General features: G+C 52.7%; 20 protein-coding genes. 10 read left to right on the top strand and 10 right to left on the bottom strand.

Annotated elements, in window-relative coordinates; genetic code table 11:
• Positions 1-702, top strand: a complete 702-nt coding sequence (gene petA / locus Abor_RS03635; protein WP_048840481.1) for a ubiquinol-cytochrome c reductase iron-sulfur subunit — start codon at positions 1-3, stop codon at positions 700-702.
• A gap of 9 nt (positions 703-711) precedes the next feature.
• On the opposite strand, the gene Abor_RS03630 is transcribed toward petA, so the two are convergent.
• Positions 712-1,305 (bottom strand): peroxiredoxin, encoded by a 594-nt coding sequence (locus Abor_RS03630; RefSeq protein ID WP_048840480.1) that lies wholly within the window; start codon positions 1,303-1,305, stop codon positions 712-714.
• 237 nt (positions 1,306-1,542) lie between these two features.
• Between Abor_RS03630 and Abor_RS03625 the strand changes: the two genes are divergently transcribed.
• Complete coding sequence (locus Abor_RS03625) at positions 1,543-2,100, top strand: flavodoxin family protein (RefSeq protein WP_048840499.1); 558 nt, start codon at positions 1,543-1,545, stop codon at positions 2,098-2,100.
• 107 nt (positions 2,101-2,207) lie between these two features.
• On the opposite strand, the gene Abor_RS03620 is transcribed toward Abor_RS03625, so the two are convergent.
• Positions 2,208-3,029 (bottom strand): hypothetical protein, encoded by an 822-nt coding sequence (locus Abor_RS03620; RefSeq protein ID WP_048840479.1) that lies wholly within the window; start codon positions 3,027-3,029, stop codon positions 2,208-2,210.
• 522 nt (positions 3,030-3,551) lie between these two features.
• Here Abor_RS03620 and Abor_RS03615 point away from each other — a divergent pair.
• The 4 genes from Abor_RS03615 (at position 3,552) to Abor_RS03600 (ending at position 9,631) form a co-directional block, all read left to right on the top strand.
• Positions 3,552-5,459, top strand: a complete 1,908-nt coding sequence (locus tag Abor_RS03615; RefSeq protein WP_373319047.1) for an esterase/lipase family protein — start codon at positions 3,552-3,554, stop codon at positions 5,457-5,459.
• Between the two features lies 1 nt (position 5,460).
• Complete coding sequence (locus tag Abor_RS03610; protein ID WP_052946349.1) at positions 5,461-6,459, top strand: Lnb N-terminal periplasmic domain-containing protein; 999 nt, start codon at positions 5,461-5,463, stop codon at positions 6,457-6,459.
• 158 nt (positions 6,460-6,617) lie between these two features.
• The gene (gene tcuC / locus Abor_RS03605) at positions 6,618-7,961 is read left to right on the top strand and encodes an MFS transporter (RefSeq protein WP_084594354.1); all 1,344 of its coding nucleotides are present in this window, start codon (positions 6,618-6,620) and stop codon (positions 7,959-7,961) included.
• A complete protein-coding gene (locus Abor_RS03600; protein WP_048840478.1) occupies positions 7,958-9,631 on the top strand; it encodes an OprO/OprP family phosphate-selective porin in 1,674 nt (557 codons plus the stop codon). Before tcuC ends, Abor_RS03600 begins: the two co-directional genes overlap by 4 nt.
• A 168-nt stretch (positions 9,632-9,799) precedes the next feature.
• Here the strand turns inward: Abor_RS03600 and Abor_RS03595 are convergent, their stop codons facing one another.
• The 4 genes from Abor_RS03595 to Abor_RS03580 form a co-directional block, all read right to left on the bottom strand.
• Positions 9,800-10,621 carry an SDR family NAD(P)-dependent oxidoreductase gene (locus Abor_RS03595; protein WP_048840477.1) on the bottom strand — a complete coding sequence of 274 codons (822 nt, stop codon included), beginning with the start codon at positions 10,619-10,621 and terminating at the stop codon, positions 9,800-9,802.
• Positions 10,622-10,698: 77 nt separating this feature from the next.
• Positions 10,699-11,589 (bottom strand): S-methyl-5'-thioadenosine phosphorylase, encoded by an 891-nt coding sequence (locus tag Abor_RS03590; RefSeq protein ID WP_048840476.1) that lies wholly within the window; start codon positions 11,587-11,589, stop codon positions 10,699-10,701.
• Positions 11,576-12,337, bottom strand: a complete 762-nt coding sequence (locus Abor_RS03585; RefSeq protein ID WP_052946350.1) for a cytochrome c1 — start codon at positions 12,335-12,337, stop codon at positions 11,576-11,578. The genes Abor_RS03590 and Abor_RS03585 overlap by 14 nt, the downstream gene beginning before the upstream one ends.
• Positions 12,338-12,426: 89 nt before the next feature.
• Entirely contained in the window at positions 12,427-13,623 is a 1,197-nt protein-coding gene (locus Abor_RS03580) for a cytochrome b (protein ID WP_048840475.1), read from the bottom strand.
• A 235-nt stretch (positions 13,624-13,858) separates the two neighbouring features.
• On the opposite strand from Abor_RS03580, the gene hemF reads away from it, so the two are divergent.
• Positions 13,859-14,773 (top strand): oxygen-dependent coproporphyrinogen oxidase, encoded by a 915-nt coding sequence (gene hemF / locus Abor_RS03575; RefSeq protein ID WP_048840474.1) that lies wholly within the window; start codon positions 13,859-13,861, stop codon positions 14,771-14,773.
• Between the two features lie 97 nt (positions 14,774-14,870).
• Positions 14,871-16,013: a hypothetical protein gene (locus Abor_RS03570; RefSeq protein ID WP_048840473.1), complete on the top strand. Its 1,143-nt coding sequence runs from the start codon at positions 14,871-14,873 to the stop codon at positions 16,011-16,013.
• A 171-nt stretch (positions 16,014-16,184) separates the two neighbouring features.
• On the opposite strand, the gene Abor_RS03565 is transcribed toward Abor_RS03570, so the two are convergent.
• From Abor_RS03565 to Abor_RS03550, 4 genes are all read right to left on the bottom strand, one after another.
• The gene (locus Abor_RS03565) at positions 16,185-16,760 is read right to left on the bottom strand and encodes a Smr/MutS family protein (RefSeq protein ID WP_048840494.1); all 576 of its coding nucleotides are present in this window, start codon (positions 16,758-16,760) and stop codon (positions 16,185-16,187) included.
• Between the two features lie 150 nt (positions 16,761-16,910).
• Positions 16,911-18,329 (bottom strand): cytochrome-c peroxidase, encoded by a 1,419-nt coding sequence (locus tag Abor_RS03560; protein ID WP_048840493.1) that lies wholly within the window; start codon positions 18,327-18,329, stop codon positions 16,911-16,913.
• Positions 18,330-18,526: 197 nt separating this feature from the next.
• Positions 18,527-19,369, bottom strand: coding sequence for a DNA-methyltransferase (locus Abor_RS03555; RefSeq protein ID WP_052946348.1), 843 nt, complete (start codon positions 19,367-19,369; stop codon positions 18,527-18,529).
• On the bottom strand, positions 19,366-20,046 hold the full coding sequence (locus Abor_RS03550; RefSeq protein ID WP_048840471.1) for a Tim44/TimA family putative adaptor protein: 681 nt from the start codon (positions 20,044-20,046) through the stop codon (positions 19,366-19,368). The genes Abor_RS03555 and Abor_RS03550 overlap by 4 nt, the downstream gene beginning before the upstream one ends.
• Positions 20,047-20,219: 173 nt before the next feature.
• Here Abor_RS03550 and Abor_RS03545 point away from each other — a divergent pair, with 173 nt between their 5' ends.
• Together Abor_RS03545 and secB are read left to right on the top strand one after the other, a co-directional pair.
• Complete coding sequence (locus tag Abor_RS03545) at positions 20,220-20,738, top strand: histidine phosphatase family protein (RefSeq protein ID WP_048840470.1); 519 nt, start codon at positions 20,220-20,222, stop codon at positions 20,736-20,738.
• A gap of 226 nt (positions 20,739-20,964) precedes the next feature.
• Positions 20,965-21,462, top strand: coding sequence for a protein-export chaperone SecB (gene secB / locus Abor_RS03540; protein WP_048840469.1), 498 nt, complete (start codon positions 20,965-20,967; stop codon positions 21,460-21,462).
• The last annotated feature ends 55 nt before the right edge of the window (positions 21,463-21,517 follow it).

Below are 21,517 nucleotides of genomic sequence, written 5' to 3'. Positions count from 1 at the left end.
ATGGATAAAACACCCCCCTCGCCCCCCCAAACACCAGAGCACACCCCCACCGGGCAGGAACCCTACCGCCGCGACTTTTTAGGCATGGTCACAACTGCGGGGGCCGTAACCGGGGCCGCTGCCTGTGCCATTCCGTTTCTAGAAAGCCTTAAACCGCAAGACAGTGCCTCTGCCCATGCGCCGGTTGATGTTGACCTGTCCAAACTGGCACCGGGGCAACAAACAACTGTCGTCTGGCAGGGTAAGCCTGTGTTTATTCTCCGCCGCACGCCAGAAGATATTGCCAAGCTGCAAAACGCTGCACAGGCAGACACCCTGCGCGACCCAACCTCTAAAGAGCACCAACAGCCCCCTTATGCTGAAAACTGGCACCGCTCTTTAACGCCCGAATACGGGGTGTATGTTGGTATTTGCACCCATCTTGGCTGCGTGCCCGCCTATGCGCCAGCCGCTGCGGGCAATGTACCAGCACCCGCAGCAGAAGGGGCGGGTAAACCTATAAGCCAAGAAACCCCACCCGGTGGCTACGCCTGCCCGTGTCATGGCTCTAAATTTGATCTTGCAGGCCGCGTGTTTAAAGGGGCACCCGCACCGTACAACTTGCCGGTACCCCCCTATTTTATGCCCACCCCCACAACACTACGTTTGGGTGAAAACCCCAAAGGGCAGAGTTTTGACTTCTCAACAATCGTGCAAATTTAAAGGCATTTTTTAAGAATGGAGCGCGTACCATGCGGTAACAGCCGCCATGGTACGGCTTACATGGGCTTGCGGGTCTGAACTGGTAAAGGCCAGCAGAATTTTGCCATCGGGTGCAATAACGTAAGAGGTTCGGTCAGAGAGCACGCTCAGGCCGTGTGTGCTGGTATTTTGGTACAGAGTGGCTATTTTGGCTTTGGGGTCTGCTAAAACGGCAAACTTACCGTGGCATTCTTCTTCAGAAAACGCTTTTAAGCGCTCTACATTGCCCGCCGTTATGCCAATAACTGTTGCTTTTAGCTTTGCAAACTCGTCTGTGGCATCAGCAAAGGCATGTGCCTCAAGCGTGCAGCCGGGTGTAAATGCAGCTGGAAAAAAATAAAGTACAACTGGCCCTTTTTTAAGGGCTTCTTTCAGCTCAAACGTAACAGGCTTACCGGCTTTTGCGCCGGGGGCCGTAAAGGCTGGGGCCTGTGCACCTTGTGCCAGCGCCGCATAAGCGGTTTTTGCGGTTAGGCTCCCGACTAAAGCCCCTCCGGCCAATATGCTAGTAAGCGCCAGCGCGCCTAACAACCGCCGTGGGGTGGTGTTTATCTTGTGTGCCATGGTTTTGCTGTATCCTGCTTTTTCAACACGTCTCTAGTCATGTGCCTAAAAGCAGTGTGCCTATGTTGGTCATGGTTTTTCAATACCTATTCGCACACCCCAACTTCATACTGTGAGTGTGAGATGACTTTCCCACAAAGCAGATTATCAACCACACCAAGCTAAGCCATGCTCCACCCCATACGTAATAGGGCAATGCAGAAACGCCTTACCCACCTAAAAGCAGGGAAACAGACCATGGCTGATATTATTGTTGTCTATCACTCTGGCTTTGGCCACACCAAAAAAGTGGCCGAACATGTCGCACAAGGTGCCGCAGCAGAGCTGGTTGCCATTTCAGAAAATGGTGAACTAACAGAGGCAGACTGGGCAAAGCTTAATGCCGCAAAAGCCATTGTTTTTGGCAGCCCCACCTATATGGGTAACGTAAGCTGGCAGTTTAAAAAATTTGCCGATGCCACATCGCGCATTTGGTACAACCGCGGCTGGCAGGATAAAATTTTTGGTGGCTTCACCAACAGCGCAAGCCCAGTGGGGGACAAAGGCTTAACTCTGTCTGCTCTGCAAACACTGGCCTCACAACATGGTGGGCTGTGGGTAAGCCTTGGCCAGTTGCCCAGCAACACAAAAGCCACACAGCCCACAGACCCCAACACCCTTGGTGGCTCAGTTGGCTTGTTGGTACAAAGCCCAGCCGATGCAAGCGTTGATGAAATTCCACAAGGCCACCTCGATACGGCTGTCGCTTACGGTAAACGTATTGCCGCTATTAGCGCACGTTTTTCAGCAGCCTAAAAAACAACCCCACACACCCATAATGGTGTGTGGGGCTTTTAAACGCCCACATATTTTACCTGATCTTATACAAAAATTTTTTACACGACTGTTTTAAATACCGCCTTTTACTCTGCACCTGCCCCCAACGCAGTATTGGCTGGCGTACGCCACGGGGCTTGCGCTGCCTGCGCAAAAGTAGCCTGATTAGCAGCCTGAGCTTTCTGCTGACTGACTGTGTTAAGATCATCGGCTGTAGCGCGCGTAGAAACCTGCACCTGCCCGGTTTCAACCTGCTGGCGCCCATTTGTTGCCTCCTGCGAGACAGTATTAAGGGTAATGCTGCCAGCCTGTGCGCTTGGTTTTGGTAACGCTGCCTTCTGGTATATAATTATTTGGCCGGTAGCCGGGTCTCTTTGCATATGGTCAATTTGCGCTTTAACCGGGTGCGCTTGTGCCACAGTTAATGTTACCGCCTGAGAAGACTGCTGGTAGGGCACACTAAAAACCCTATGCACTGGCTGTAACGATGTGGTTGGGTTTTGGTCATAAATATCAGACAAAACCCCATTAGCGGAATAACAAAATACCAATTTATGCAACGTTGGCTGTATATCCATTTGCCCTTGTTGCTTTTGCCCTGCAAAGGGTGCTGCACCTGCAAGCACACTCGGGGTCTCTGCGCGTAACCCCTTGGTGTAAACTTGGTATGTGTCACACTGGCGGCCTGCTTGCCGCGCTGTGCTTTCAGGCTGGCCCACAACTTGCATAACAGACAACCGGTCTGCACCGGGTTTAAATTGCTCTACATTAAGGGGCGCTACGGCTTCTTCATTTGTAGGTACACACGCGGGCAATACCATAAGCCCTAGCGCACTCAACGTACACAAACTTACTTTGCGTAAAGAGCACACACTCTTTTGGCGTAAACGATATTCTGCAAAAGCCATAACACTCTGCTTTCAGCCGTTTTTTCGTTTTCTATAGTTTCGTGCAATGTGTCTTATATTCAATAAAAAATGAGATATTTTCTATTATGTTATAAAAGGCTCTACTTTTTTTGGGCATACGGCAACTCTTTAAGGAGGCTGCACGCAAGCACCCCCAACAGGCCTATACAGCCGTTTTTTACAACCCAGTGCTCGCTTTTGCCGCTTTGTAAGCGCCAAATTTCTTTTTGGCGCAGTTCTACCTCACAACCTAGTGCTACACGGGCGCCGTTACCCTATACGTCGGTCTTTCTATTTTTCCCCCATGGCAGTTCATGCTACACATTAACTCACTACTGGTGGCAGAAACGCGGGCTGACACACAGCGCCATACACGGCATATTTTCGCGCCCGCGCACAAAGAAAGTTAAGACGTTTCCTGTGTCAAAAAGCCTTTTTTCTTCTGTGCGGTGTGCCTCATGGAGCGCCTCTTTTCTGTTACTCTCGGCATGTGCGGCACCTGTTGCAGTAAGGCAACTTTCTTTGCCACAGGCTTACCAGCAACAAAGCCAGAGCGCGCTCAATAGCAAAACCCCAAGTGCAACAACCCTAAGCATTTTACGCCGCCTAAACCTGCTAGACACATGGCGTAAAAACCCAACAAATGCTCTTGCCCAGCTCCGCACCATGACGCAGCAGCATTTTTATGCCCAAGGTCTGGCAGACCAGCTTTTTGCCCTTTCTGAGCTAAGCTATTTACACGCCCGCAAAACCAGCAACCGCGCCTATTTTATGGCCGCGGCCCTTTATGCTTACGCCTACCTTAACCCAACCGCCACAGAAGCTGAAAAACCAAGCGCGTTTGACCCGCATTTTAGGCAAGCGTGTGACCTGTACATGTTTGGCATGACAGAAGCTTTTGGCTCGCCCATTTTACAAACAACCCAGCAATGGGCGCTCCCTTTTGGCACATTATCTGTAAACGGTACCCCGCAAGACTTTAAATGGCACGACCACCCACTTACAGACCTGCGGCCCTTAGCCCGCCTGTCTGTAAGCGGGTTTGAAAATGTTTACAGCCATATGGGCTTAGGAGAGCCGGTGGGCGGTCTGCCGCGCCTTTCACAGCAGGAACGCGACTCTTTTCAAATATCAGACAAACTGCGGGTGCCGCTTAACCTGCAACTGCAATTTACCATGCCGCGCCAGCAAGTGCTTTCACCCCACGTGCAGGCCACCCTTACCCTTACGGCAATGGACACAGCGACACACACAGTAGAGGGCGGCCCAACCCCCGTACCCCTACAATATAACCAAACTGCCGCCCGGGCCGTAAGCCTGAACGAAACCATGGACTGGTCAACCGAATATAAAGGCTTTTTAGATGGCCGCCTGTTTGACCAAACCCAAGCCCCGCAACTACTCACCATAGACCCCCACCAATACGGGCACAGACCGGTTGTGTTGGTGCACGGCACGGCATCCAGTGCGGCGCGCTGGGCCAATATGGTGAATGACCTGATGGAAGACCCCACCATTAGGCAAAATTACGAGTTCTGGTTTTTCTCTTACGCCACAGGCAACCCCATTCCCTACTCCGCCCTGCAACTCCGCCGCGCTTTGCAGCAGGCAGTTAAGCAACTTGGCGGCACACAGTCTGACCCCGCCCTTAATCAAATGACCCTAATAGGCCACAGCCAAGGCGGGTTACTGATAAAGCTGCTCACCATTAATGCAGGGGACACGTTATGGAATGGTATGGTGCCCCGCCCGTTAGACTCTTTAAAAATTTCTCAAAAATATAAAGATTTTTTGCACGAAGTGCTTTTCCCAACACCTTTGCCAGAAGTTAAAAGTGTGGTGTTTATTTCAACCCCGCAGCACGGCAGTTACTTGGCCGGTTTTTCTATCGCACACATGATAGGCCGTATGGTTACCTTCCCCCTTACGGTAACAGAAGCGACCAAAGCCGTGCTCTCCAGCGACCCCGCCTTACGCCGCCTTAACATGGCACCTTGGCGTGTGGGCAGCGTGTATGGCATGTCGCCACGGAGCGCCTTTATGCGCACACTCGCTACCATTCCGGTTACGTCAGATGTAACAGCTCACTCTATTATTCCGGTACTAGGCAGCGGCGCGCTCGAAAATGCTGATGACGGCGTTGTGGCCTATAAAAGTGCCCATATTCCCGAAGCACGATCGGAGCTAGTGGTGCGCCACTCTGGCCACTCTACACAATCCAACCCCATTACCATTGCAGAAGTACGGCGTATTTTGCTGGAGCAATTACAAACACAAACGCCCGATGAGCATATTACCCGCCAAGACATAACAAGCATGGGCGGCCACTACGAGCCTACACAGCCAGCCCCCCTCAAAGCCACTCCCCCTACCCCACAAGCACAAGCACAAGCACAAGCACAAGCACAAGCACAAGCACAAGGGCTGTAACATGCAAACAGTGTGGTCAAAGCTGCTCGTTTGGGCGGGGTACTTCTTTCTTGTCTTGGCAACGGCTTTTGCTGCTGCTGCTTTTTATTACTCTACCGTGCAGCCCACCGCACTAAGGCTACTGCTAACCTGCGCTTTTCCTGCCGGCATTATGACCACCATTGTGTGGCGCAAAAAACGGTGGAGCAAACCTGTGTGCGGGGGGCTGTTTGCCGTATTTTTGGCGTGGTACCTAACTGACCCACCACGCAATAACCGTGACTGGGCCAAAGAATATGCCATAACAGCAGATGCCACCCTTACAAACCGTGTGGCCCATGTTACTAATGTGCGCAACATAACCTACCGCACAACAGAAGAGTACACCCCCCACTATTACACCGCCGATTACGCCTTAGATGACCTGACATCTCTTGACCTAGTGACCTCTTACTGGGCAGGGGAGAACATAGCCCATGTGTTTCTAAGCTTTGGCTTTAAAGATGGCAGGCACCTTGCCATGTCTATTGAAACCCGGCGGCAAAAACGCTTTGACTATTCAGCCATTGCAGGTTTTTTCCATCATTACGAAACGTTTTACGTAACCGCAGATGAGCGAGACCTTATTGGTGTGCGCACCGATATTCGTAAAGAGCGTGTTTATTTATATAACCTTGCGCTTTCCGCCCAATCTCGCGAAAGGTTGTTTGTTAGCTATTTGCAAGAAATACATAAACTTAACAGCCACCCCGCATGGTACAATACGCTAACAGATAACTGCACCACTGGCATTTTAACACGGGCACAAGCCAAGCTGCGCTACAGGTTAGACTGGCGTGTGCTCCTAAGCGGCCATACGGCTGCACTAGCGTATGACCTAGGCCTGCTTAACACCAACGGTATGAGCTTTGCCCAGCTTAAAGCCCACAGCCGTATTACCCGGCCAGATAACGCAACCCCGCAAGACACATACTCCCAAGATATTCGTAAAAGCCTAACACCAGATGCACCGGCCAAGTAACGATTAAGGTTCCCGGCCTTATAAAAACGTGAACATCACTTCTTTATGAAAAATATTTATCCATATTAACCCCACATACTGCTAATTGTGCTTATATGGCTGATCACCCTACGTGGTGAGGGCTCTCTAATAAAAACCAACAACAAGAATATGCACAAATGACCCCTAGCAGCACACCCCCGGCCTATCAGGCTGATGGGGCCGATACTTTCGCTGCCCACAGCGTAACCCCGGCCCCACCACAAACCACGCGAGAACGCATGAAAGCTGCCGCCCAAGTGGCTAGCGGCAACATGTTGGAAATGTACGACTTTATGGTGTTTGGCTATTATGCCGCCGCTATTGGCCGTACCTTCTTTCCATCATCAGACCCGTATGCTGAGCTCTTGCTCTCTTTTGCAACTTTTGGGGCTGGCTTTTTAATGCGCCCACTTGGGGCATTCGTGCTTGGTGCCTATGTAGACCGGATAGGCCGCCGCAAAGGCCTTATTCTTACCCTTACCCTTATGGCTATTGGCACCTTAACCCTAACCTTAACGCCGGGTTACGCTGCCATTGGGCTACTGGCGCCGCTTATGGTACTGGCTGGGCGTTTGTTACAGGGCTTTTCAGCGGGGGTAGAGCTTGGTTCAACCTCTGTCTATCTGGCTGAAATTGCCAAGCCTTATAACAAGGGCTTTATTGTCTCTTTCCAGTCTGCTTCCCAACAAATTGCGGTTATGGTTGCCGCTGCACTTGGCGTTGGCTTGGCATCGCTTATTTCTGCGCAAGATATGGCAGCATGGGGGTGGCGTATCCCGCTGCTTATTGGCTGCCTTATTGTGCCAGTTCTGTTTTTTCTGCGCCGCCACCTGCAAGAAACAGAAGCCTTTGCCACGCAACACAGCCCACCCAAACTTAAAGAAATCCTTACCACAATACAGCAGGAATGGCGCGTTATTGTAACCGGCCTGTTTATTGTGCTTATGACCACAACATCGTTTTATATTATCACCGCCTACACGCCGTCTTTTGGCAGTGCTGTGCTGCATCTTTCTGCCCATGTTAGCCTTGTGGTTACGCTATGCGTGGGCCTAAGCAACTTTGTGCTCGTGCCGGTTTTTGGCGCTTTGTCAGATAAAATTGGCCGCAAACCCCTACTTACCGGGGCGACTGCTTTGGCCATTCTTACCGCATACCCCACTATGCACTGGCTAGTGAGTGCACCATCGTTTGGGCGCCTGCTGAGCGTAGAACTCTGGCTGTCTGTGCTGTACAGCGCCTATAATGGTGCCGCAGTTGTCTACCTCACTGAAATTGTGCCGCCGCGTATTCGCACCACAGGTTTTTCACTGGCATATAGTCTGGCAACCTGTGTGGGCGGGTTTACGCCTACGTTGTGCACATGGCTTATCCATACAACAGGTAACCGCGCCATGCCGGGCCTATGGCTGGCATTTGCAGCACTTTGCGGCCTTATTGCCAGCGTTGTGGCCCAGCCTTACGACAGTAAAAAAGCATGACCCAACACCTTGCTCCGTCCCGGCCTGCACGGCTTGCACGTTATAGCTCTTTGGTTATCAGCCTAACACTTGGCACCGTGCTAGACGCGGCTACCGCCCGCGCAACCTCAGCCGACCCAGAAGTGCAGGAACTTATTCGGCTGGTTAAACAACAGTCCAAACAAATACACGACCTGCAATCTCGTTTGGCCAAAGTTGAAAAACACACAACGCCACACACTGTAGCAACCCAAACCGCGCAAAATGCAGTCAAACCACCGTCTGTAGCACGGACTAACACCCCCACCCTGCATTCTGGCCCCGTAGAGCCCGTTGCTTTTGGGGGGGACACACCACAACTGGCAGCGCAAACACAAACAACCTACCCGCTTTTAGCTGCCGCACCGGGGTCTTATGGGGCGGTGTCTAACATGCCGTCTGGCTCGGCGCCGGTTATGGGGGTGGCATCGCAAATTCCTACCTCCAACCGCAGCACAACTATTGGGGGGCTGGTACTTAAATGGGGTAAGGGCCTGCCACAAATTACCACACCAGATAACGCCTATTCTTTCCGTATGCGTGGGCGTATTTTGGCAGATTACGGCAGCGGTTTTGGTAGCCGTTACCCAGAGCACAATATTTCGCGCACGGTTATGCGTGCCGCCCGTATAGGGGTTGAAGGGAACGCCCACCAACTCTCTTGGGTTTTAGAAGGTGATTATTCTAACAACCAGCTTTCTGTCATGAGCGCTTTTGTAACATGGAGCGACAAAATGGCAGGCCACCTCGTAGAATATTCTCTAGGCAACAAATTCAACGAACGCGGTTTTGATGGCTCAACAGGCTCAGACCAAACCGTGTTCCTTGACCGCGATGGTGTAGCCAATACCCTCCTCCCCGTGAAAGGCTGGTACGGCATGGGGGGCGCTTTCAAAATATTCGGGAAAGACTGGCACGTTGCCACCCAAATTACGGGTAACGATGTTAATACAATCAACCAAACCAATAACATACGCGACGACATCACCTACATGCTGCGCACACATTATATTCCGTGGCGGAACGAAACATCGTTGCTGCATTTGGGCGCATGGGGCTTTTATGAAGATGTAAAACCCGCAACGTCTTTCTCTCAAAACATAAGACTGCTTGCCCGCACAGATGATGCCTTTGCCCTCCAGTTTGGCCCCACCATGCCTATAGCCAACTCTTTGGCTGGCGGGTTGGAACTGTTTGGTATCTGGAAATCTGCCTGGTTTTTAGCTGAAGGTGGCGTACGCCATATCAAACTGCGTGATACGGCCCCTCTGCCCTCAACAAACATGGCCTATGCAGGCGCCTCTGGCACAGAAAAAGCCGTAAGTGTGCAAACGGGTATTTTTTTGACAGGCGAAACACCTAATTATTTTGCGCATACAGGCCAATGGGCCACACCACGCATTTTACACCCCATGACAGCAGATGGCTGGGGCGGGTGGGAGCTTGCAGCACGGCTAGACTGGATAGATGCCTCGAGCCTACCAACAGGCGGGCGCGCTTGGACAGCAACCGTGGGTGTTAACTGGTACCTGCTCAGCTTTGCCCGCATTATGCTTAACTACACCCATGCCGATGTAACCAATAGAACAGGCAAATATATCGGCTCTAATAGCGGTAATATTATAGGCGTGCGTTCTGCAGTAACATTCTAAAACAGAGTGGCGCTTACATAACAAAAAACCCGGCTTACAGTGTAAGCCGGGTTTTTTTCAAAAGGTCAGAACTTATGAAGGAGAGAAAATAAACCTTCAGGCAGAAAGCCCTCACCAAACAATTTTTAAAACCAATTGTTAGCCACTACGCCACAAGCAATGAGGTTCTCAAAACCCACATTTGCTTTTTTTATCGAGATACTTCTTTTTACCTTTAAGGCCTTTTTTCAACAAAATAGGCAAAATTAACCGCCATACACGCGGCATCATGAGCATAAACTGCGCCAGCACACCATCTGCGCTTGGGCAAAACACTTCTAGCCGTGGGCGTTTAATCAGTTTTTCAACAATTTGGGCAATATCATCGGCTGTGGCTGGCGGCGTCACAAAATTAAGAACAGAACCGCCATTTTCCATTTCACGGTGGAGCATAGGCGTATCAACCGCCCCCGGAAAAACAGACGAGACAGAAATACCCCGGCTTCTCACATCTTGCGCCAAAGACAGCGCAAACCCGCGCAAGCCAAACTTGCTGGCCGTATAAATGCTACTGCCTTCCAAAGGCACCAAAGCCGCCATGGAGTTTACAAACACAATGCGCCCACCACGCGGCATAAGAGCCAGTGCCTGCATGGTTAAAAAAATTGGGGCCTCAAGGTTAACAGCCAACTGGGTAGACACGTAAGCTGTATCGCACGCGCCCATACGCTGGGGGGTAATAACGCCAGCGCAATGCACAAGCACCCGTATGCTCACGCCATCAGCTTTTAGGGCTGTAAAAATAGCCTCGCTTTGGGCAGGGTGTGTTAGGTCGCAGGCAAGAGCGCTTACATGCGCCTGTGCTGGGGTGTCGCCTTTGCGGCTTAACGCCAGCACATGGTAGCCCGCAGCAACCAACCTACTGGTTAGGCACGTACCTATACCACCTGCTGCCCCCGTAAGCAGGGCAACAGGGCGAGCATTAGCAGAAGATAGGAAAGAAAAAGACATAGGGGCAAACAGAACCAATTTTTAGAACTGGGTTAGCATCCACGTCTTTTCCCCTCCATGCAAGGGATGGCCTAAAATTAAGCGCCCAGCACCCGCCCGGCTACAGCTTTAAGCTTGGTAATAAGGGCGGGGTCGCGGGCCTCTGGCGCGGTAATAATGGCGTGCTCAAGGGCACGGTCACACCCGGCAGAGCACAACTCACGCTTTTGGCCCAATGCCGGAATAACGGCTTTAACCAGCGCTTTTGCGTTAGCTGAGTTGGCCTGCATGGTTTTAATAACGCTGTCTACGGTCACGTTATCGTGCTCTTCGTGCCAGCAATCATAGTCGGTTACCATAGCCACGGTGGCGTAACATATTTCTGCCTCACGCGCTAAAGACGCTTCTGGCATGTTGGTCATGCCTATCACTGAGCAGCCCCATGTGCGGTACAGCTCGCTTTCTGCACGGGTAGAAAACTGCGGGCCTTCCATAACCAGATACGTACCACCGCGGGTAGCGCTTATGCCCAGAGCTTTGGTGTTGGCTTCAAGCACATCTCCTATGCGGGGGCACAGCGGGTCTGCCATAGAAATATGGGCAACGCAGCCTGTGTCAAAAAAGCTTTTTTCGCGCCAGATGGTGCGGTCAATAAATTGGTCAATAATCACAAAATGGCCCGGTGGCAGTTCTTCCTTCAAAGACCCCACAGCGGAGAGAGAGACAATATCGGTTACGCCAGAAATTTTGAGCGCTGCAATATTAGCTTTGTAGTTCAAGCGTGAGGGCGGAATGGGGTGCCCACGGCCATGGCGGGGCAAAAACACGCAGCGCACCCCTTCAAACCGGCCAAACAACAACTGGTCAGATGGTGCGCCCCACGGCGTTTCAACATGCCGCCACTCTTTTTCTTCCAAGCCTTCAATATCATACAGGCCAGAGCCACCAATAAGGCCAATAACAGGCTCAACAACGTCATTTTGCGACATGAGACCAGATTCTCCGCTTCAGGATCACAAGTAGAATGGCGAGAAAACACAGATACAGCGCCACGCCAACACCCAAGCGGCGTTTGCTGTCTGCATGAGGGGCAGAAACCCATGCCAAAAAGGTGGTTACGTCTTTGGCTTCCTGCTCAACGGTGGCGGGGGTGCCATCTGCATTCACCACGGCATCTTGGTGCAAAGGCGGGGGCATGGCGGTGCGGTGAGCTATGGCGTAGCGGTTCGCAAAACCGGGGGGAGCTGCCCCCTGCCCTCCGGCCTGTTTTGGCCCTGTGTCATACCCTGTTAACAGCGCAAAAATACGGTCTGGCCCGCCCGGGTACAGTACGCCTATGCGTGAGAGGTCTGGTGGCACCGCGCCATTATTGGCCGCCCGCGCGGCCTCTGGCGTGGTGTACGGGTTGGGAAACGCATCATCTGGCAGGCCTTTGCGTAACCGCTCCGAACCTACAGCTACCGGCACTTTCCATGATGCGGCAAGAGCTATAACCTCATCTGGCGTTAGGCCAGTTTGCGCCATGTCTGCAAAATGCACATCTTTAAGGCTATGGCAGGCTGCACATACACCTGCAAATACGCCATAACCACGCTGCACGGCAGCAAGGTCAAAATGCCCTAACGGGCCATTAAAAGACCAATTTTGCACGGGCGCTTTATCGGGCATTAAAGACTGTGCATAGCTTTGCCCGCACCACCCTAGAGCCAGCAAGCCACCCAAAAACACACGCGCCATAGTGCGCTGCACTTGTAAAAAAGGTTGCTCAACTGGCCCTCTTTTAGGCCCGCATAAAAAGAAAGCTGGTAGAGCCGTAAAGGTGCCGGTCATGCGCTTACCCCTTTACGGGCTGCGCGGGCCTGCCACGGTAAAAAACCTAAAAAATAGGCGTAATAGCCAAACGTCGCTAAACGCCCAGCCCACAACCAGCCCCCTTGCACATGGTGCCGCCCGGCAAGACCCGCCACAATAAAAGAGACAACCAGCATACCCAAAGCCAGCCCGGCCACACGGCCATACCGTAACCATATAGGGCTAGAATTTTGCCGGTTATCGAGCCATGGCACACACAATAAAACCACCACGGCACCACCAGAAATAAGCAGCCCAAAAAACTTAGACGGCACAGCCTGCAACATGCCGTAAAAGGGTAGAAAGTACCATTCTGGCTCAATATCGGCTGGGGTATGCAAGGGGTTAGCTGGCCGGTAATTGGCGGGCTCTGTTACCAGTTGCGGCCAAAAGCACATAACTGCCGTAAACGCCATGCCCATAAGCACCACACCCAGCAGGTCTTTTACGGTAAAATAAGGGTGAAAGGGCAAGCTCTGCGCCGCAGCCTGCCCTTTTATACCAGAGGGGCTGTTGCTACCTTTGGCATGCAAAACAGCAACATGCAGTATAACCGCCCCTACAATGCTAAAAGCCAGCGTAAAATGCAGCACAAACATACGGTGCAATGTTGGTGTGCCGGGGCTATCGCCCCCTAAAAAAACACTTTCAAGCAAGGGGCCAATAAGCGGAATGGCCCCTACAGCCTTACCCGCTACATCTGCCCCCCAGTAAGACATTTGCCCCCACGGCAGCACATAACCCGCAAAAGCGGTCACCATAACCATAACCAGCAGCATAACCCCTACCAGCCACAACCCACGCCTTGGGGGGGCGTAAGAACGGTAACACAGCCCCCTAAAAACATGCAGGTAAAGCGCCAGCATAAAAAAGCTGGCCCCTGTTATATGCAGGCTACGCAATAACCAGCCAGAGGGCGCCCTGCGCTCTAATGCCTCAACCGTGCTAAAGGCCAAATTTGCATCGGGTGTGTAAGACAGGGCAAGCGTAAGCCCACTGGCAACCATAAGTGCCAAAACCACAAGCAGCATGGCCCCTACTGTCCAGAGCATATTCAGGTCACGCGGTAGGCGCAGGCTCAATGTATGGCTTAAAAAGCCTTGCGCCGGTGGCTGCGTGTCTGGAGCGAGAGCACTTACGGTATGCTGTGGGGGTAAGGGTGTGCCAGACATACGCTGCTGTCTCTCTCCTGCCTCTGGCACGCAAGCGGCCCTTAACGTGCAGCCCGTGCTTATGCCGGGCCATTGGCGTGCTCTATAGCACGTTGCGTGTGTTATGCGTGCAAGGCCGCCATGCGCCAAGCGTGCTTATAACACTTTTCTAACCCCCGCACGCCTTTACAAAACGGCCATAGACCGCAATGAACAAGGCAGTTACTGCGCGAGACATCAAAACAGAGACCCCGGCATGATCCCTACCAAAGTTCACTCGGTTCCCGAACACGCTGCTTTGAAGGAAGAAGCCCGCACATGGTTTGAAACCCTGCGCGACAAAATCTGTGCTGCTTTTGAAGCCATTGAGCAAGAGGCCGTGCAGGCTAACACCCAAGTGCTACCCGGCCATGAGCAACCGGGCACGTTTGAGCGCAAAAGCTGGAACCGCCAGAACGAAGATGGCACACCCGGTGGTGGTGGCGTTATGAGCCTTATGCGTGGCCGCGTGTTTGAAAAAGTGGGAGTAAACGTCTCCACCGTTGAAGGTACTTTTAGCCCAGAATTTGCCGCCACCATTCCCGGCGCCTCTAAAGACCCCCGTTTTTTTGCAACAGGTATTAGCCTTGTGGCGCACATGTGCAGCCCAGTTGTGCCTGCGGCCCATTTTAATACGCGCATGATTATTACAACCCAAGGCTGGTTTGGTGGCGGGGGCGATATTACCCCCATGTTTCCGGAATCTGCTGAAGCAATTGACGATGCAGCCCGCTTCCATGCTGGTTTTGAGCACGCCTGCGCACGCCACAACCCAGAGTATTACCCACGCTTTAAAGCATGGTGCGACAAGTATTTTTACCTGCCCCACCGTAACGAACCACGCGGCCTTGGCGGCATTTTTTATGACCGGCTCGATAGTGGCAACATTGCACAAGACTTTGCCTTCACCAAAGATGTGGGCCTTGGCTTTCTTGAAACCTACCCCGCCATTATTCGTAAACGTATGGGCCAACCCTGGACAACCGAGCAACGCGAAGCCCAACTGATACGCCGTGGCCGGTATGTAGAATTTAACCTGCTACACGACCGAGGCACCCTGTTTGGCCTTAAAACCGGCGGCAACACAGAAGCAATTCTGATGAGCATGCCCCCAGAAGTGAAGTGGCCCTAAACTTCGGCCCTTATTTTGCCGTGAAGAATGGTTAAACATGCCAGTGTGACCCAAGTGCCGCTGTAAGCCGCCCAGCAAAACAGCAGCCTTGCGAAGGATGACCAACAGGGGGCTAGCCCGCGTGCCGTGCCGAGACCAGAAAACACCCAGTAAACACACTGCCCCCCTCTCCCGCCGTGGGCTTATAGGGGGGGCTGCGGCTGGGCTATGTGCGCTCTCGGCGTTTGGGCGGAGTGCTCAAGCTGTGCAAAGCAATGCCGCCAATGGGCCAGCGCGCCTTATTGTGGCTGGGGTGCCTGAAAGTTTGAGCGGCCAGTGGGCCAGCCTTTTGGCCCCAAATTTAGCAGAAACACTCCACAAACCCGCATTTACCCTTACCACCACAACCGGGTGGGACGGCATTACCGGTGCCAACCTGTTCGAAACACAACAAGAGCAAGTTGAACCCCCAGCCGCCCTTATGGTGCCCGGCTCTGCCATTTTAGCCGCCATGACCGGCGACTCCCGCGTGCATTACGACTACCAACGCTGGGTGCCCACGTTTTTAAGCCACCAGCCCACAGTTGCTTTAGGCCGTGCATCGCTACACCGCTCCTTAGCCAGCATGATTAATGGCCGCCCCTTACGCGTTGGGGTTTCAAGCTATAACGGGGCAGAACTACCCACTGTTTTTGCCCTAGACCTACTTGCCTTGCACCCCCTGCCCATACCGGGGCTTGGCCAGCCTAACGCCGCCATAGACGCACTGCGGGCCGGGACGGTTGATGTTATTCAGCTCCCCTTTGATGCAGACTACACAGAGCGCGCCGCCACCTTGCAAGAAGAAGGGTTTGAGCCCCTCTTTTCTAATGCGTTCCCTAAAGACCCGTTTTTACGCAGGGGCTTACCACCAGATTTTACAACCATTTACCAGCAAGAACGCAGGCGCATGCCCAATGCCCTGAACTATACTGTCTGGGGTGCCATAAGTGCTGCCTGCAACATGAAAGCTGGGCTTATGCTGCCTATTCTTTCTACGCCAGCAGACATCTCGCAATGGCGGCATGCCTGCCAACTTGCGGCCACACAACCAGACCTACGCACCCACGCGCGTGACGAAAACGAATACATGCTTACCAGCACGGCCTGCACAACCGCTTACGCCGCCATGATGCCAGATGTGAGCAGTATTATGGCCCTCCGCCGTTGGCTGGCCCTTAACATTCCCAAATGGCGCGACCGCCCTCAGCCCCGCCTTTAACAAGGTCTTTTAAAGAATATTTAGGTTAGTTTAGCGTAATTTTTTTACCCAAATGCTGCGCCTCTTTAACACGCTACAAAACCGGGTAAGAGAAAGCCGCTGAAGTTTACCAAAAAAGACCGGCCCACTCCTTAGCTCTGGGGTGTTTGCCGCTTCCCCCTCAAAACCAATTTACGCACGGCGGCGGCGCAGCAACACGCGCACCGAACCTTTATTAGCGGCGTGGGGGTATGCCAGCCCCAAAACACGGTGTCGTATTTCTGGACGGGCCAACCAGTGCGGCAACTCACGCCTTAAAATGCCGCCTTCAACCCCTGTCCCTAGCCCGGTTATAATTTCAACACACCGATAGCCACGTATATGGGCCACATCCATAAAATCCATCAGGCGACGAAACGCGTCTTGCGCCACCAGACCGTGTAGGTCTAACCGCCCTTGCACCCGCATGGCCCCTTCTGAAAAAGTACGCCAACTGTAATTATCCACACCGGGGTAGCGTTTACCAATTTCTTCTACAGGGTGCACCGTGCGCTGCACCTGCACAACCGGTTTGGCTGGGGGTACAAAAAGCGCAAAGTCTACCTCTGGCAGCGCCTTTGCCCTGCGGGGTTGTTTACGCGGGCGTGGCGTTGGTTTACCCGGCGGGGCTGCGGGCTGTTCGGGCTCTACCGCAGGTGAAGTCGTAGAGGTTGGGTCAATGGCTCCATGCAGGCGCACCACATCACGCATGACGTGCTGCCACAGCATTTTTTCTTCATCCTGTAGCTGTCGCCGCCTTGCCACTGGCCAAACCCCTATAAAAAAACCCACCCAAGGTTATACACCAGTGGGTGGGTTTTGTTTCAAGGTTCAGATCAAAAGTCTTGAAAAACCTCTATTTTTCTAACCTCTGGCTTTTTACTGCGCCATATCAGCCAAAGAACGGCCCTGATATTTACCCGTAAGGGTTTTCAGGAAAGCCACAATGTCAGACACATCTTGGTCTGAAATTGTGCTATCTGGCGTCTGGTAACGGGCCATTTTGCGCACGGCATCTTCCAGCGTTTTTACGCTACCGTCATGGAAGTATGGGCCAGTCTGGTCAATGTTACGCAGGGTTGGCACCACAAAGCGTGAGCGGTCTTCGTCTTTATGGGTTACGTCATATCGCCCTGTGTCAGCTGCTGTCAGCTTACCACCACGGTCTTTGAAGTAGTCACCTTCCAGCCCCATAACTTCGTAGGCACCACCACCCAAGGCAATACCGCTATGGCAGCCAGAGCAGCCAATGCTCTTAAACTTGTCGTAGCCGCGCTTTGCCTGCTCACTAATGGCAGAGGCATTGCCTTTCAGGTAATCATCAAACGGGCTATCTGGGGTCAGCAGTGTTTTTTCAAACTCACCAATGGCCGTGGTAATGGTGTTTTGGTCAATGCTGGCATCGGCCCCGAATGCGGCTTGAAACAGCGGTGCATATTCAGGGTTGCCCTGTAATTTAGCCGCAACCTGTGCCCAATCGTGCGAGCCCATTTCCAGCGGGTTCATAACCGGGCCAGCAGCCTGTGCGGCCAGGTCTGCCGCACGGCCATTCCAGAACTGCGCAATTTTAAAATACGCATCATAAACTGTTGGCACATTGATAGGGCCTTTCTGGCCACCAATGCCTGTAGCCGTTACCAAGTGGTCTACCCCACCGTGGTTCAGGTCGTGGCAGCTTGCGCAGTTCAGGGTGCCATCACCAGACAGGTTTTTATCAAAAAACAACTGGCGGCCCAGCACAACTTTAGCAGCATCTACCGGCACACTGGCTGGCACAGGGCGCACAGGCTCACCGGCAAATTTGGCAGCAGCCCCTGTGTCTGCATAATATTTACGCCGGGTTTCTTCTACCCAATGCAGCACAGCTTGGCGCTCGCTATCAGACAAATGCGCGTGCCAATGCATCAGCAAATACATGGTGGGCGGCATACGGTTTTGGGTAATAACCTCTTCAATGCGCGACAGTTGCTCTTCCGTTGGGGGCTTGCCTTGCTCAAAAGCACTCAGCACGGGCTCAATACGGAAGTGGCGTAAGCCTTCGTGCAGGTCTTTTTCCATCAACTGGTTTGCAACTGGCAGTTTGAAGTAAAACGGCAAGTTACGCCCCGTTGCGTGGCAGTAATCGCACCGTGCTTCTGCCAGCACATTATAGGCTGCAAGAGCTACCGGGTCTTGTTTAGTTGGAGATGAGGCAGAAAGCTGCGGTGCTGTAGAATGGTCAAAATGCGTTAAAAACGCAATTGTTCCACCATAAGCAAGAATACCCACCCCCACCAAAGACACTATAACTCTGCGCAACACACAAACTCCCGCTCGTTTTTAAAAACTATTCGTTCTTTTACTCAGTCTGATCTGTGTTGTGTTTGATACATATCAAACTGTCAAATAGATTATTTTCAAATAAATTATTAACAAAATCGATCAAGATAGATAACAGACTGTTTTAAAAGCCAGATTACCTACGCAAAACCTACGCTCTATTGGGCAAATACAGGTTACTGATCGAGCCAGTCTTCCATTAAACGCCTACGGGCAATGGCCACGTAGTCATCATCTATTTCTATACCCACGCCCTCGCAGTGCATGCGTTGGGCGGCAACAAGTGTGGTGCCTGTGCCCATAAAGGGGTCAAGCACTTTGGCTTTTTTCCGGCCATGCAGCCTAATACACTGCTCTGGCAACCCAACGGGAAAAGTGCCGGGGTGGTCAAACTTTTCAGACCGGCCACGCACTGTTTCGTAGGGAATAAACCAGACATCCCCCCTGCAACGCCTGTCTTGCTGGTGGCCACGCCGGGCAATGTTTGACTTGTCCTGATACGGCACCCCAGCGCTCAACCGGTCGATAGACACATCCCCCCGCTGGGTAAAATGGAACAGGTGCTCATGCCCTCGGTGCAAAAACCGCTGGCTGTTCATGGGTTTAAAGTGCCCAAAACTGGTATCTCCCACCGAAATGGACTTAACCCACGAAATATGGTTTTGCAGCACAAACAGCTCACGCAGGCGCACAACCAGCTCAAACGGAAGCCATGGCTGGGCAGATGAGCCAGAAATATTCAGAAAAAAAGACCCATCTGTCTTGAGCACACGCTTCAGACTTTCTGCAACTGTCATCATCCAGTCCAGATAGTCTTCTTCGTCTCTGCGGTCGGGGTAGCTTTTGTAAGACAGCCCTATATTATAGGGCGGTGAGGTAACAATAACATCTATTGTCTCTGCGGGCATACGGGCCAGCACACGCAGGCAGTCGCCCCGCACAATGTGCTGGCGGCCCACTTTGTAGCGCCGAGACTGTACGGCCGCCACAGAGACTTTCGAACCCTTTTTTGCTGTCACGCACTACGGGCCGATGCCAAGCGCCATGTGCTGCCAGCAACACCCAGCAGGCGCTCAAATGTCCAGAGGTCAGAAAACTCGGTTACCGCGTCCATGCCCGTAACAGGCTGGCCATCTGCCCCAGTGACAAGGCTAATCTGGTCAGAAACAATACGCACATCAATGGCGGCACCGGTACCGGCTGCAAGCTGGGTCAGGCGCACATCTTCAATGGCCAAAGAACGAATGGCTTTAATTTCTGTACGCTGTTTTTCACCCGCGGCATCGCGCGCCGTTATAGCGGCCTCAAAAGACGCATAAACAGCCGGTGTCAGGCGGTTTTCAAGCGGGGTACGCTCGCCTGCGGCAAAAGCGGTCACAACTTCAGTAAACACACCCTGTGCCCCGGTTAAAAACTGCTGGGGGGTAAAGGTTGCGTCTTGCTGGCGTATGGCCTCAAGCTGTTGGCCCACACGTGTAGCCGGAGCCGGAATACTAAATTCAGCCTTTTGCTCGGTCGTATTCGCTTTGGCGTCTATCGCCTTTTTAAGGGCTTCGGCCTGCTGTGGGAGCGGCATTGGTAGGGGCTGAATGCCAACTTTACGGCCCAGCACACTGCGCAGGCGCAATACCAAAAAAGCGGCAACAAGAGCGAAAAGAACAAGATCGACCGGAAAGTGGTCGAAAGAAAAATCCATTTTTACACGTCCATTATTTTTACGTGCCCGCCCGCAGGCAGAGAACACTCTCAATGGGCATTGCTTACACATAGACAAGGCAGCCGCCTGATACAATGAGCAGCCCCGTCAATGTCTCATTTTTAGCGTATTTCCCTTGCTCTTGGGGCCTTCTTTTTTCTATCTGCTAGAGCATGATTATTTTGCGGCACTGCGAAAGCGAATTCAACCGTCTTTACACCCAAACAGGCCGAGACCCCAATCTGGCAGACCCAGCCCTTTCTGCTGCAGGGCAGGCGCAGGCCCAAAATCTTGTAAGCCAACTGGCGGGGCTACCCATTACCCGTATTGTGGTTTCGCCCTTTACCCGTGCGCTGCAAACTGCCGCCCCGCTGGCGCGCGTCCTTAACCTAACACCCCAAATCACCCCCGTTATTCGGGAGCGCGGGCTCTATTCCTGCGATGAAGGCTCCTGCCCCACCACCTTGCAGGCCGCATGGCCCCAACTCGACTTTAGTGCGCTTTCACAGCGCTGGTGGTCTGAACAGCCAGAACCAGACCACCATATGCAGCACCGCGTACAAACGTTTTTAGCCAGCATGCGCCAAAGCCCAGACAGCGGGCAGACGCTTGTTGTGTCGCATTGGTGGTTTTTGCTGGGCCTGTGTGGTGACAGTTTAGAAAACGGAGAATGGCGGCATTACCCTCTTTAAGGCACCCTAAATGGTCCACGCAAAAACCACCCACCCCATGCAAGCCCACCGCAGCAGACGCTGCGCCTTCTGTTAGCAAATAAATTTTAACCGCTTTCCCCTTGCAGAGCCGCGCCGGACGTGCCCTGTATTATACCACCCCACCGCAAGCCACGCGCTGAGTGGCCGGGGTGATCATTTGACCGACCAATTTCTGTGTGACCTGACAAGAAAGCTGTTTTTTTCCATGTCTGAAACCGACCAGTCCACCCCGCCTGCACTCCCGCTTGCCGTTAACCTGCAATACACACGGGATCTTTCCTTTGAAGTGCCAGCTGGTGCGGAAATTTTTGCAACATTGCGCTCTCAGCCTGCCATTGCTGTGAACATTGATGTGCAAGCAAGCCGCCTGCAAGATGACCAGTCTGTTTACGAAGTGACACTGGCTATCAAGGCAGAAGCCAAAGAAGCACCAGAAACCGAAGGTGGCGTACCGGGCCGTACTGTGTTTATTGCAGAACTGGCTTATGCAGCTGTTGTAACCCTTACCAACCCGCCGCAGGAGCTTATTGAGCCTATGCTGCTGGTTGAAGTACCACGTCTTATTTTCCCTTATGCTCGCAACATCATCAGCGATGTCACGCGTGACGGTGGGTTCCCGCCTATCGTGCTTCAACCTATCGACTTTGTTGCACTGTGGCAGGCCAAACGCGCTGAATTCCCACAAACGGCTGGCAACGCCTAAGTTTAAACCGCACAACAAGCAGGTGGGCTTTTACCTACCTGCTTTTATGCGTTTA

It is taken from the genome of Acetobacter orientalis, from assembly GCF_000963965.1.
In the GTDB taxonomy this organism is placed as follows: Bacteria; Pseudomonadota; Alphaproteobacteria; order Acetobacterales; family Acetobacteraceae; genus Acetobacter; species Acetobacter orientalis.
The sequence above is the reverse complement of the archived record's forward strand: the minus strand, read 5'-3'. Positions and strand labels throughout refer to the sequence as shown.

What these genes read in the sequence shown, in the direction of transcription:
- Abor_RS03590 (WP_048840476.1), bottom strand. Translation starts at nt 11,589, where the DNA reads ATGTCGCAAAATGACGTTGTTGAGCCTGTTATTGGCCTTATTGGTGGC.
- Abor_RS03600 (WP_048840478.1), top strand. Translation starts at nt 7,958, where the DNA reads ATGACCCAACACCTTGCTCCGTCCCGGCCTGCACGGCTTGCACGTTAT.
- Abor_RS03620 (WP_048840479.1), bottom strand. Translation starts at nt 3,029, where the DNA reads ATGGCTTTTGCAGAATATCGTTTACGCCAAAAGAGTGTGTGCTCTTTA.
- Abor_RS03570 (WP_048840473.1), top strand. Translation starts at nt 14,871, where the DNA reads ATGACCAACAGGGGGCTAGCCCGCGTGCCGTGCCGAGACCAGAAAACA.
- Abor_RS03595 (WP_048840477.1), bottom strand. Translation starts at nt 10,621, where the DNA reads ATGTCTTTTTCTTTCCTATCTTCTGCTAATGCTCGCCCTGTTGCCCTG.
- Abor_RS03545 (WP_048840470.1), top strand. Translation starts at nt 20,220, where the DNA reads ATGATTATTTTGCGGCACTGCGAAAGCGAATTCAACCGTCTTTACACC.
- Abor_RS03630 (WP_048840480.1), bottom strand. Translation starts at nt 1,305, where the DNA reads ATGGCACACAAGATAAACACCACCCCACGGCGGTTGTTAGGCGCGCTG.
- petA (WP_048840481.1), top strand. Translation starts at nt 1, where the DNA reads ATGGATAAAACACCCCCCTCGCCCCCCCAAACACCAGAGCACACCCCC.
- secB (WP_048840469.1), top strand. Translation starts at nt 20,965, where the DNA reads ATGTCTGAAACCGACCAGTCCACCCCGCCTGCACTCCCGCTTGCCGTT.
- Abor_RS03625 (WP_048840499.1), top strand. Translation starts at nt 1,543, where the DNA reads ATGGCTGATATTATTGTTGTCTATCACTCTGGCTTTGGCCACACCAAA.
- hemF (WP_048840474.1), top strand. Translation starts at nt 13,859, where the DNA reads ATGATCCCTACCAAAGTTCACTCGGTTCCCGAACACGCTGCTTTGAAG.
- Abor_RS03565 (WP_048840494.1), bottom strand. Translation starts at nt 16,760, where the DNA reads ATGCTGTGGCAGCACGTCATGCGTGATGTGGTGCGCCTGCATGGAGCC.
- Abor_RS03585 (WP_052946350.1), bottom strand. Translation starts at nt 12,337, where the DNA reads ATGGCGCGTGTGTTTTTGGGTGGCTTGCTGGCTCTAGGGTGGTGCGGG.
- Abor_RS03610 (WP_052946349.1), top strand. Translation starts at nt 5,461, where the DNA reads ATGCAAACAGTGTGGTCAAAGCTGCTCGTTTGGGCGGGGTACTTCTTT.
- Abor_RS03550 (WP_048840471.1), bottom strand. Translation starts at nt 20,046, where the DNA reads ATGGATTTTTCTTTCGACCACTTTCCGGTCGATCTTGTTCTTTTCGCT.
- tcuC (WP_084594354.1), top strand. Translation starts at nt 6,618, where the DNA reads ATGACCCCTAGCAGCACACCCCCGGCCTATCAGGCTGATGGGGCCGAT.
- Abor_RS03580 (WP_048840475.1), bottom strand. Translation starts at nt 13,623, where the DNA reads ATGTCTGGCACACCCTTACCCCCACAGCATACCGTAAGTGCTCTCGCT.